Origin of the sequence: Bradyrhizobium erythrophlei (assembly GCF_900142985.1) — a bacterium.
GTDB classification, from domain to species: domain Bacteria; phylum Pseudomonadota; class Alphaproteobacteria; order Rhizobiales; family Xanthobacteraceae; genus Bradyrhizobium; species Bradyrhizobium erythrophlei_B.
In genome coordinates, this window is record NZ_LT670849.1 from 6620992 (window position 1) to 6632337 (window position 11346).

Annotated in this window: 9 protein-coding genes and 1 pseudogene; 3 read left to right on the forward strand and 7 right to left on the reverse strand. The window is 61.7% G+C overall.

What is annotated here, in order from left to right; all coding sequences use genetic code 11:
- Positions 1–1978: 1978 nt before the first annotated feature.
- A pseudogene (locus BUA38_RS31825) lies at positions 1979–3352 on the forward strand (ComEC/Rec2 family competence protein); the annotation flags it as partial.
- Positions 3353–3376: 24 nt separating this feature from the next.
- Here BUA38_RS31825 and BUA38_RS31830 read toward each other — a convergent pair.
- From BUA38_RS31830 to BUA38_RS31860, 7 genes are all read right to left on the reverse strand, one after another.
- Positions 3377–3718, reverse strand: a complete 342-nt coding sequence (locus BUA38_RS31830; protein WP_338076301.1) for a hypothetical protein — start codon at positions 3716–3718, stop codon at positions 3377–3379.
- A 136-nt stretch (positions 3719–3854) separates the two neighbouring features.
- Positions 3855–4274, reverse strand: a complete 420-nt coding sequence (locus tag BUA38_RS31835) for a hypothetical protein (protein ID WP_072824298.1) — start codon at positions 4272–4274, stop codon at positions 3855–3857.
- Between the two features lie 236 nt (positions 4275–4510).
- Positions 4511–5215, reverse strand: coding sequence for a transcriptional repressor LexA (gene lexA / locus BUA38_RS31840; RefSeq protein WP_072824300.1), 705 nt, complete (start codon positions 5213–5215; stop codon positions 4511–4513).
- 188 nt (positions 5216–5403) lie between these two features.
- The gene (gene glp / locus BUA38_RS31845; RefSeq protein ID WP_072824302.1) at positions 5404–6615 is read right to left on the reverse strand and encodes a gephyrin-like molybdotransferase Glp; all 1212 of its coding nucleotides are present in this window, start codon (positions 6613–6615) and stop codon (positions 5404–5406) included.
- 38 nt (positions 6616–6653) lie between these two features.
- Positions 6654–7283 carry an HAD-IA family hydrolase gene (locus BUA38_RS31850; RefSeq protein WP_072824304.1) on the reverse strand — a complete coding sequence of 210 codons (630 nt, stop codon included), beginning with the start codon at positions 7281–7283 and terminating at the stop codon, positions 6654–6656.
- 38 nt (positions 7284–7321) lie between these two features.
- A complete protein-coding gene (locus tag BUA38_RS31855) occupies positions 7322–8452 on the reverse strand; it encodes an alpha-hydroxy acid oxidase (protein ID WP_072824306.1) in 1131 nt (376 codons plus the stop codon).
- A gap of 83 nt (positions 8453–8535) precedes the next feature.
- The gene (locus tag BUA38_RS31860; RefSeq protein WP_072824308.1) at positions 8536–8862 is read right to left on the reverse strand and encodes a hypothetical protein; all 327 of its coding nucleotides are present in this window, start codon (positions 8860–8862) and stop codon (positions 8536–8538) included.
- Positions 8863–9113: 251 nt separating this feature from the next.
- Here BUA38_RS31860 and BUA38_RS31865 point away from each other — a divergent pair, with 251 nt between their 5' ends.
- Both BUA38_RS31865 and BUA38_RS31870 read left to right on the forward strand, forming a co-directional pair.
- On the forward strand, positions 9114–9701 hold the full coding sequence (locus BUA38_RS31865; RefSeq protein ID WP_083587850.1) for a cupin domain-containing protein: 588 nt from the start codon (positions 9114–9116) through the stop codon (positions 9699–9701).
- Between the two features lie 296 nt (positions 9702–9997).
- The gene (locus tag BUA38_RS31870; protein WP_072824310.1) at positions 9998–11341 is read left to right on the forward strand and encodes a S41 family peptidase; all 1344 of its coding nucleotides are present in this window, start codon (positions 9998–10000) and stop codon (positions 11339–11341) included.
- Positions 11342–11346: the final 5 nt, after the last annotated feature.

An 11346-nucleotide genomic window follows, 5' to 3' on the forward strand; every position in this document is an offset into this window, starting at 1 on the left:
TCATACTTCGGGCCGCTCACGGCCGACGCAGGCGAAATGCTGATTGTGGTCGCCGTTATCACAGCTAACGCGGCAGTAAGAGCTACCGAAAATCGAAACATGACCAAATCTCCTCTGAAATCTTTGATCGGGAAATTAACGCGACATCATAACGGGCACCCTGCATCAGGTCGAGCAGCAAGAAGTAGGTGCCCGGAGACGGCAGGGAAGACCCTCCAGACCCTTGCTTAGCTCGTTCACGCTCCGATCGCGATCCGTTGCCGTTCAACGCTGTTCCTAACAAGGGACTGTACTTCTGAGAACACGCTGCGGATTCAATGAGTTGCTCGCTCGCGCTTTTGACACACTGACACAGGCGCGAGCGAGATCAATCACTTAGGTTGACACACGGACCTTTGCCGAGACCGCGCCAACGAGAACAGGGCGCGGGGCTTCGGTCCCGCGCTTTTAAGCTCTCAGCGACGAGTGGCTAATGGGTCAGGTAAGCCTCGAGCGCATGCACCAGGAAAATGCTGGCACTGATCGTTGCAGCGACCGCAATGACAATTTCGAACATTGGACCGGATCCCAAAAACAAGTGCACTAATCATTCCCTGAGTTTTCTCAGGCCAAGCTTCGGAGCTGCGTCATGCAGGAGCGGAAATAGGCTCGATACAGAATGTTGAGTATGTACGACATGATCTGACTCCATTGTCTGATCTACGCGTACCCTGAAGGCTGCTCCTTGGTCTGTTTCAGGAGTATGTTGTCGAGTGGCAAATCGTGTTTCGTGGCCTGGTGTCCCTGGCCGGCCGCAACGGGCCGCGGTTTCGGCCCCGCGCTCACACAGCCGGTGCAGGCTTCAAGCCCACCGACTTAACGCGGGGGGTTTCTCTTTTGCAGTTGTCGGGCGCAGCGAGTTGCTGCCGCTGCCCTTCAAGGCGGTGCTGCTTTCGGAGGGCGCGCGCGGCCGAAAATCTGGCAGCCCAGCGCTGTTCGCACCGTCTTTCGATGTCCAAGGGGATATTGCTCATAACTGAAAAGCTCCGGGTTTTGCGGTCGCCCCCGGTCTAAGGCCTCAACGCGCGCGGGCCTCTAAAGGTCCATCCAATGGCGTCTCGAGGAATCTGCGCTGGTCCCGATCGGCGGCTCATGACAGCCCGCGAATCCCGGACCCCATCCGGTGAGTTCTGCGCAGTTTTTTTGTGTCAGGATGACTGGCTTGAACCGTGTCGGCACAGGCGCATATTCGTCGGATGTCCGAGCAGCGACCAACTTTCGTGGCGCGGAAAAATCCCGGGTCTGGCTGGGGCGTCGATATTCTATGGCCCGATGGCGAAACGGAAGTAGTCAAGGGTTTCATTACCGAGCATGACGCAACCAAGTGGATTGCTGAGCACTCGCAGGCGAACGTCCTAGCGGCCCGCTATCGCCAAGAATCGAGCTCACGATGAGCGGCCCTATCGGTCCGCCCAGAGACTCGGGATTTTGGAGGGATGATATGTCCCAAGCACCGAATTTCAGGGTGTGGGCCGCTCGTCTAGCGAGCAAGGCTGACAAGGAGACTGACCCCCGCGAATCCCTGCGCCTCATGAGCATCGTTGAATATTGGAAGCGGCTCGCTGATTTGGACGACTGGGAACGCGACGGCTTCCGCCCAGTTTCCGAGGATATCTCGCACCAGCGGCCTTCCTAGAGTGAAATCAAACACACTAAATCGCCCGCAAAACGGAGCTTCCGTCGGGCTTCATATCTGTGCCGTATCCGGAGATGCCGGGGGCGATGTCGACCGTGTCCCTGCAGGGGGGTCTCGCATTCCAGCCTGGGAGCGTGTCCTTGCGGGGCCCTTGATCCAAGCACCTAGGCAAGGTGCCAGCGTTCGCAAACCGCAACAATGCACAAGCGGGGAGGGTGGCCCACTTGCTTCCCAGTCAGAACAAACGGGAAGCAAATTGCCGCTAAGTATCTATTTTACGGTCTAAAATAGAACGCTTGACACGTGTCGGGCTACCACATGGCGGTGGTGGCGGGCGTGGTGTTCTTTGCCATTCGCGCGCTGCTTGCGCTTTTCCCGGTGCTGACCGTGGCGTTCCCCATCAAGAAATGGGCCGCCGCGGCCGCACTTGCCGCGGCTACCTTTTATCTCCTGCTGTCGGGCGCCGAAGTCGCCACACAAAGATCGTTCTACATGACTGCCGTGGTGCTGATCGCCGTCATGGTCGATCGCCGCGCCATCACGTTCCGCACGCTTGCACTGGCGGCGATCGTGGTGCTGGTGCTGGCGCCGGAGGCGCTGGTGCATCCAAGCTTCCAGATGTCGTTTGCGGCAACGCTTGGCCTTGTCGCGCTGGTTCAGATCGGCATGCCCCGCTTGTTCGCGACGCCGGAAAATTCGACGGCGGCCAAGGTCGCGCTGTGGGGCGGACGTGAACTGGTGACGCTGGCGCTCGCTTCGCTGGTTGCGGGTCTCGCCACCACGCCCTATGCCGCCTTTCATTTCCACCGGATCACGCCGTACGGTCTGCTTGCCAATCTCGCGGCGATGCCGGTGGTGTCCGCCATCGTGATGCCCGCGGGTATGCTCGGGCTTGTGGCGATGCCGTTCGGCTTTGACGGCTTCTTCTGGTGGCTGATGGGGGTCGGCATCGGCTGGATGATCGTGGTGACCGAGTGGGTCGCAGCGCTTCCCGGCGCCATCGGCCGGGTCTCGGCTTTCGGCACCGGGCCACTGATCGCCTCCAGCCTGGGAATTGTGCTGCTTGGACTGTTGCGGACGCCATTGCGCTGGCTTGGGGCCGGCTTGCTTGTGCTGTCGGTGATCGCCGTGATGGCTACGCCAAAACCGGACGTGCTGATTTCGGCTGACGGTCATAACGTCGCCGTCCGCGGCCGTGACGGGCGGCTGCACCTGATGAAGACGGCGAAAGATGCGTTCCTGGTCAAGGAATGGCTGGCGGCTGACGCCGACAGCCGGGATGCGACCGATGTTTCACTTGGCGATGGCGTGTCCTGTGACGGCGAAGGCTGCGTCGTGCCGATGGCCGACGGGCGCTTTGTCGCGCTGTCCTTAAAACCCGACGGGCTGGCGGACGACTGCGCCAGGACCGCCTTGATCGTGACGGCGAGCCCCGCGCCGCCGAGATGCCAGGCGACCGTGCTTGAACTGAAGCGATTGCGCGCGCAAGGCGCAATGGCGCTGCGCTGGACCAGGCGCGGACTTGTCATCGATGCGGTCAAGCCGAGGGGTGCAGACAGACCTTGGGCGCCAGCCACCGGTGATGCCGAGACCGACAGGGAGCTTGCCGTTGGAGGCGCCCCGGCGCGCCCGGCCGACGCTACACCGCCGGAGGCGGAGCTTCAGAGCGAGGACTGATGCTCCGTCGGCGCCGGCGGCCGATCAGGCGGCTGCGTGCTGGTCGTGGAAATCGTCGTTGCCGTGCAGTTCGAACGCACCAAGGTGGAATTCGTCGGTCTCGATTGGTTCACCCGACTCCGCCGCCAAGGGCGGCGAAGACGTCTGAACAAGGGTGAAGCGCGCGTTCGGAAACTGCTCCCAGATCGCGAGATCGTCAGGCGCCACCGTCAGCCATCCGAAGCGGAACATGTATCGGCCAGGCTCGGTGACGTGCCCGACCTGCTGCCATGTGACCTTATTGACCGGCAAAAGCGCCTCCTTTGCGAGATCCGCGGCCCGGCTGACCATCGTCTCCCGGTCGGCCGATTGAACGCAGCAATCCATGCGTTCGTTCCTCAAACGCATCGAGGTGCAAGGCGAAGGTCGTCAGGGCCAGCTTGAGCTGATTCAATTCCCTGACGCGCTTATCGTTCGAGGAACTCATGACGCACTAAACAAACTGGCTACTGCCCGTTGGCTTTCAGCCCGTGATCACCGGCCGCGGCTGCGGAGTGCCGGCGAGAACGGGGCGAGGGACGGCCTGCTTGATGGCAGGCAGCTGCAACACGGTCGCGCGTTGCCCCTCGCGGAGCAGCGTCACCAGCACATGGCTGCCGTCAGGAAATTCGATCGTGTCGTGATGACGATCGGTAAGATGGCGATCGATCTCGCCGAGCTTGCCGACCCGGAAGGCCGAGCGCCGTGTCCAGAACCAGCGGCTGTCGTATCTGACGTTGTCGGCAAAGGCGAGTTCCGTGCCCGGCAACAGGCAGACCGCGACTTCGGGTTCGGCTTCCGACGCAAAGCCCTTGGTGGACGTGCCGCGGAAGGTCGTGGTGATCAGCGTCTCGCCCGCTTTGGCAGGGCGCGTGGCGACGGCGTGCAGACTATAGTCACACATCGGATGGCTCCTCGCTTGAGATAGCCGGCCGCGTCTCTTCCATCGAAAAGAGGCGCCAGCCTCCATCTTGATGAACATTAGGGTGCGATTGTGTTGCCGCTTGGCGGCAATTCTGCGGCTTGCCGGTCGGCGTCGCATCACAAATTTGTTTTGCCAATACAATACGCTTTGAGGAACCTTTTGGTTCCGCGGAAATCGCCAGACACCGGTGTGTTTGCGGAAGGTGGGTCCGGAGCTCAGTATTTCCGGTAAAGGCCGATGAGCTTGCCCTGAATCTTGACCCGGTTCGGCGGCAGGATGCGGACTTCGTAGGCCGCATTCGCCGGCTCGAGTGCAATCGATGCACCGCGACGGCGGAAGCGCTTCAACGTGGCTTCCTCGTCGTCGATCAGGGCGACGACAATGTCGCCGGTGTCGGCGGTTTCGTTGCGCTGGATCAGCGCCATGTCGCCATCCAGGATTCCCGCTTCCACCATCGAGTCGCCGCGCACTTCGAGGGCATAATGTTCGCCCGCGCCGAGCATATCCGGCGGCACGCTGATGGTGTGGCTGCGGGTCTGCAACGCCTCGATCGGGGTGCCGGCCGCGATGCGGCCCATGACGGGCACGGCGACCGGACGGTTGCCATCGTCCTCCGCACCGGCGCTGGGGCCGCGAACCTTGCCAAGCGTGCCTTCGATGACGCTCGGGGTGAAACCCCGCCGGCTACCGCCGCCGGCGCTGGCCAGTTCCGGTAACTTGATGACTTCGATCGCGCGGGCGCGATTGGGGAGGCGGCGAATGAAGCCCCGCTCTTCGAGCGCGGTGATCAGACGGTGAATGCCGGATTTGGAGCGCAGGTCGAGGGCGTCCTTCATTTCGTCAAAAGAGGGCGGCACGCCCGACTCCTTCAGCCGTTCACTAATGAACCGCAGAAGTTCGTATTGTTTGCGTGTCAGCATCTCGACCAGTCCCCAGGTTGCTGTCGTTCAGTTTCCGAGACGTCTGGCGTTCAAGGCTTGAGGGAGCCCGAAGATCATCGCCAAACTTCAGAAACAAATCATGAACGAACACTATCTGTTCCATATGTGTTCCGCAACCACTTAATTTTTCGTCAATGAGGGCGAGCGCGCCGAGCGCTCGAACCCGCTCAGGCGGGGAGCCTGAGGATCTCGCAAACTCTGCCTGCGTCAGCCGCCGGCGCAAACGGCGGACGTATCAGAAGTGCCTGTGCCGCAGCGAGATTCCCAAGCAGCGAACTGTCCTGCTGATTGACCGGGGTTGCGATCAACGCGCCGTCCTCGCGTGTCGTAAGACGGGCGCGCAAATAGTCCTCGCGCTGATCGTTGGCCGACACGCCATGCCCCAACAGCGCAGATTCGGTGGTGTGATGGATCACTGTTTGGCCGCAGAGTTTGCGAATCAACGGCACGAGAAACAGGAACGCGCATACGTAAGACGATACGGGGTTGCCGGGCAGGCCGATCACGCGCATGTCCCCGAGGCGACCGTGCATTAGCGGCTTGCCGGGCCGCATGGCGATCCGCCAGAAGGCCATCGCCACGTTTTCGGCGTCGAGCGACTTCTTGACCAGGTCGTGGTCGCCGACCGAAGCCCCTCCGGTCGTGATCAGGACGTCGGCGCCGCTATCGCGCGCGCGGCGAATTCCGCTCCGGGTGGCCTCGAGCGTATCCGCGGCAATGCCGAGGTCGAGCACGTCGGCGCCTTCGGCCCGGGCGAGCGCCCGCAGCGCATAACCGTTGGAATAGACGATCTGGCCGGGCCCGGGGGTTTGACCCGGCATCACCAACTCGTCGCCGGTCGCCAGCAGCGCCACCTTTGGCCGGCGATGAACGGGCAGCAGAGGGTAGTTCATGGAGGCTGCGAGCGAGAGGTCGCGGTCGGAAAGCTCCTGGCCCGCCTTGAGCAACACGTCGCCTTCACGAAAGTCGACGCCGGCGCGGCGAATGTGGCGGCCGGCGATCGCGGCTTCGGTGATTTTGATCCCGTCGCCCTCGACCACGGTATCTTCCTGAATGATGACGGCATCGGCGCCTTCGGGGATCACGCCGCCGGTAAAGATGCGTACCGCCTCGCCCGCGCCTACGACGCGATCGAAAGGCCGTCCGGCGGCGATCTCGCCGATGACCTTGAGGGGTGTGCCGGCTTGCCTGGCATCTGTCGCGCGGACCGCATAGCCGTCCATGGCCGACATCGCCTGCGGCGGCTGGGTACGCAGTGCGGCCAGATCGCGCGCCAGAATGCGCTTGAAAGCCAAATCCAGCGCAGTCATTTCCTCGGGCAGTGCTTCGGCGCCCGAAAGAACCGCGGCCAGGGCATCGGCGACCGGCATCAGTGCCACGACAGGACTCCGCGAATGAACACGTTCAAACCGCCTTCCTAGATTCCGAGCGCTTGAAGCGCGCGAGCGACGTCGCCGGACGAGGTGACCCGAACCGCCTTGAGGCCGCGCTCGCAGGCACCCCTGATGTTTTCGTCGAGATCGTCGAAGAACACAATGCGTTCCGCCGGCACGCCGATGGCCTGCACGACGTGATCATAGGCTTCCGCGTCCGGCTTTCGAAGCCCGATGGTGGATGATAGAAAAATCTGATGGAAATGGCCGAGCACTTCCGCATATTGAACGGAAAAATAGGCGCCATGCACCGCGTTCGTATTCGAGAACGCATAGAGCGGCAGGTGTTTCGCGGCGCGGGCGAGCAGGGTTTTGATCCCGGGTATTTCGCCGACAAAGATCGCGTTCCAGCCGTCGACAAATTGCGCGTCGGAGAGTTCCACACCGAGAGAGGATCTTAAGCCGGCAAAGAAGGCCTCGTCGCTGATCTCGCCCTTCTCGTGCTGGTGGTACAATTCCCCGCGCAGGAAGCGCTGTCCAAGCAGGACAGGTTCGCATCCAGCCTGGCGGGCCCAATGGTGAAGGGTGCGGTCGAAATCGATATCGAGCACCACCCGCCCGAGATCGAACAGCAAGGCGTCGGCGTCGCCGGGCGAAAGTGGTGGCTGGTTCACGGCTGGTTGCCTGCCATCAGATCGGCGCCGCTAACTCGTCAATACCGATAAGGCTCGATGTCGAGAAGCGGGAAGGCGGAGAAGACGCCCGGCAGGTTGGTCGGCATCGCTGGGTGCAGATAGGATTTATCGAGCTCGGCATATTTGGTGACGCCCAACAGGCCAAGCGTGCGGAGCACCTCGTCTTCCAACAGCTCGAGCATCCGCACGATGCCGCTTTCACCGGCAGCCGCCAGCGCCCAGCATTGCAACCGGCCGATGCCGACGAGGTCCGCGCCCAGGATCATTGCCTTGACGATGTCGGTGCCGCGGCAGAACGAACCGTCGACCATGATTTTCGCGCGGCCTTTGACGGCGCTCGCGATCTCCGGCAACACATGCATGGAGCCGCGGCCGTGATCGAGCTGGCGGCCGCCATGGTTGGAGACGTAAATCCATTCGACGCCATGATCGACCGCGATCGCCGCGTCCTCGGCGGTGGCGATGCCCTTGATGATCAGCGGAATCTTGTACTTGTCCTTGATGAGCTTGACGGTGCGCCAGTCGAGGCCCTTCTGGAAGTCGCCGCCGGTGGCGCGCAGGCGGCTTTCGCGTACATAGCGCTTGGCGATATCGCGTTCGCGGCGGCTGTAATGGGCGGTGTCGACGGTGAGGCAGAAAGCCGTATAGCCGCTTGCAATCGCGCGGCTGACGCGATCTTCGACGAAGGCGTCGTCGCCGCGGACGTAGAGCTGGTAGATGCGCAAGGCGTCCGGCGCTGCCTGGGCGACCTTTTCAAGGCCCGGTTCGGAGACCGAGCTCAACATATGGGCCGCGCCAAACCGTCCGACACCGCGGGAAACACTGGCGGCTGCCCCTTCAGGATCGAAGATTTCCAGCGCGCCGACCGGCGCCATCATGACGGGAAGGCGCAATTTGCGGCCGAACACTTCGGTCGTGGCGTCGATACGAGCAACATTGCGCAACACCCGTGGCCTGAACGCGAGCTCGTCGAGCGCCGAGCGGTTGCGGCGTATCGTGGTTTCGGTTTCGGACGCGCCGATGATGTAGTCCCAGGCGTTCTGGTTGAGATTGGCGCGCGCCTTGTTCACGAACTCATGAAGATTCTGGAACGGCTCGGCGCTGGCGCCAAGTTCGGTGCTTGTCGGGATACGGGTCACTTCGTTCATGTTTCTTCTCCTTGTATTTCCGACGACGTTCGTTTCGAAGAAGCCCGGCCGCTAGTGGAGTGGATTTGACATTCGCTAGGCGCCTAGCCGCGAGTCGGAAAAGCGAATGTCAAATCCAAAACTCCACTAGCGAACTTTTTATTTGCCAGTGGTCCTTTGATTCTAACATTCGCAAAAGTGGAGGCTGAGAAGGGATGCGGCTTGCAGCCCGGCTCCTTGGCCGCCGCGGCGCCGTTCTCCTTGATCGCGGCCAGGAAATTCTCGCGTTCGGCAGGCACGATATCGAGATCGACCGCGTTGACGAACATTCCGGCCGATTGCGCTTCGACACGCTGTCCGACCGGCAGCAGGATGAAGCAGGTGGCCGAAATCGCAAGCGTTGCGGCAGCCGCAGAAATTGACTTGAACATGTGATGATCCTCCCCGAGCGTTGCCCCGGATTATTTCCGGTTGAAAGCGCAGGCAAGCGTGCCATTCAAGGCCCAGCCGTCCTGCACCATCGCTATCCATAACCTATTGCGCGGAGGCAGTTAAGCCTTGTGGCGGCCCCTGAGCGCATGCCAGTCGCCTTGGCGATGCGCGGTTGACCGCCTTGCGCCGGCACTGCCATCCTCGCGCCTGTGCTGACGAAGATCAGCCGGTATTACCGGGAGGAAGGTCCATGATGTTTCGCAAAATCCGCTGGCTTTTCGCCGCAGCGCTATTGGGCTGCTCGACAGCCCAGGCTTCCGACATTCGCCGCGTTGTCGTAGGCCTCGATGCCGACAACAAGTCGGTCGTGATGTTCGACAACCGGATGCCGTTGCAGGCGGGGCCTTACGGCCTGCAATCGACCAATCTGTGGGTCACCAATTCCTATCCAATCGGATTCTCGTTCAAGGATGACACCGCATCGATTCCAGTCGGCGTATCTCCGCTCGACAACGGCACGAAATTCCGCGTGGTAGAGTTTCCGCCGCTCGACGCCGCCACCGAAGCCAGGATGGAACCCGGCCTTCTCATGAAAGCGGTTGGCCCGGTGGCGCCGGCCAAAGGCCGGCCGGTCACACATCCGTTGATGCACCGGACGCGCAGCGTCGATTACGCGGTGGTGTTGTCAGGCGAGATCGACATGATGCTCGACGATGCCACGGTTCATCTGAAACCTGGCGACACGATCGTCCAGCAGGCCACCAATCACGCATGGGTCAATCACGGAACTGAGACTTGCCGGATCCTGTTCGTGCTGATGGACTCCAAACAGCCGTGAGCAGGAGAGTCGTTTTCCCGACGATTCCGCCTATCCTTGCGGCAATTACAAATTGGAAATGTAGCCGATTTCCGGTTTCTCAGGCGTCTGCGAAGCGCCTATAGTCCGTTGTGTCCTAAGGGGCCTGCTGACACGGAAATACCGATGAGGCGGCAGGAGGCCGGGCGACGCGGCGCTCTCAAAGCGGCCTTAATGCTAGCGGAAGAGTGTCGCGAACGACCGGTTTGACCGGCTAACCAACGAACGTCGCGGGCCGGTCCAAGGACGACCGGCCGAACCAACCATTAAGGCTCGCCATGCGAAAGAACTCCCTGTTTCTCCTCGGTACGGTTACAGGCATCTGCCTTACCCTTGCGTTCAGCGGGCCACAGGGCAGCCATCTGGTTGCGGTGGCCAAAGCCAAGGTGGAGGGCGATATCTATTCGCAGCTCAACCTGTTTGGCGATGTGTTCGAGCGCGTCAGAGCCGACTACGTCGAGAAGCCGGATGATGCCCAGATGATCGAGGGCGCGATCAACGGCATGATCACCTCGCTCGATCCGCATTCCCGCTACATGAACGACGACGCCTGGCACGAAATGCAGGAGACCACACGCGGCGAGTTCGGCGGGCTCGGCATCGAGGTGACCATGGAAGATGGCCTCGTCAAGGTCGTCACGCCGATGGACGAGACGCCGGCGTCGAAGGCGGGAATCCTGTCCGGCGACTTCATTTCCCAGATCGACGAGGACAATGTCCAGGGGCTGACGCTGGAGCAGGCCGTCAACAAGATGAAAGGGCCGGTCGACACCAAGACCAAGCTGACCATCCTGCGCAAGGGCAACGACAATCCGATCTACGTGACGCTGACCCGTGAAATCATCCATGTGAAGCCCGTCAGCTATCGGACCAATGGCGGTGACATCGGTTATATCCGGGTCAGCTCGTTCAGCGAGACGACCGGCGACGAGCTGAAGAAGGCGGTCGCCGATATCGCCAAGCAAATTCCCTCGCAGAGCCTGGCAGGTTATGTGCTCGACCTGCGCAATAATCCAGGTGGTCTGCTCGACCAGGCGGTCACGGTCTCAAGTACGTTCCTGGCGCGTGGCGAAGTCGTCTCGACCCGGGGACGGCGTCCCGAGGAGACCCAGCGTTTCTCCGCCCATGGCGGCGATCTCACCAAGGGCAAGCCGCTCGTCGTTCTCATCAATGGCGGCTCGGCATCGGCCTCCGAGATCGTGGCGGGCGCGCTGCACGACCACAAGCGCGCAACCCTGATTGGCACCCGTTCGTTCGGCAAAGGTTCGGTCCAGACCATCATCCCGCTGGGCGGAGGCCATGGTGCGCTGGCGCTGACGACCGCACGCTATTTCACGCCGTCCGGGCGCTCGATCCAGGCCCAGGGCATTTTGCCCGACATTGAAATCCTTCAGGATATTCCGGACGACCTGAAAGGGCGGGCCGAACTGAAAGGCGAAGCTTCGATGCGAGGGCATCTGTCGGCCGAGGGCGCTGAACAGACCGGTTCGCAGTCCTACGTTCCGCCGGCGGAGAAGGACGATAAGGCGCTTGCCGCCGCCTACAACGTTCTGCGCGGCGTCACCATCAATGCCGGTGGATCGGCTTCGACGTCGGCGTCGAAGTCGTCGGTGCCGAACTAGGACGG

Coding starts and splice junctions, on each gene's coding strand:
- BUA38_RS31830 (WP_338076301.1), bottom strand. CDS start 3,718: ATGGATTGCTGCGTTCAATCGGCCGACCGGGAGACGATGGTCAGCCGG.
- BUA38_RS31835 (WP_072824298.1), bottom strand. CDS start 4,274: ATGTGTGACTATAGTCTGCACGCCGTCGCCACGCGCCCTGCCAAAGCG.
- lexA (WP_072824300.1), bottom strand. CDS start 5,215: ATGCTGACACGCAAACAATACGAACTTCTGCGGTTCATTAGTGAACGG.
- BUA38_RS31855 (WP_072824306.1), bottom strand. CDS start 8,452: ATGAACGAAGTGACCCGTATCCCGACAAGCACCGAACTTGGCGCCAGC.
- BUA38_RS31860 (WP_072824308.1), bottom strand. CDS start 8,862: ATGTTCAAGTCAATTTCTGCGGCTGCCGCAACGCTTGCGATTTCGGCC.
- BUA38_RS31865 (WP_083587850.1), top strand. CDS start 9,114: ATGATGTTTCGCAAAATCCGCTGGCTTTTCGCCGCAGCGCTATTGGGC.
- BUA38_RS31870 (WP_072824310.1), top strand. CDS start 9,998: ATGCGAAAGAACTCCCTGTTTCTCCTCGGTACGGTTACAGGCATCTGC.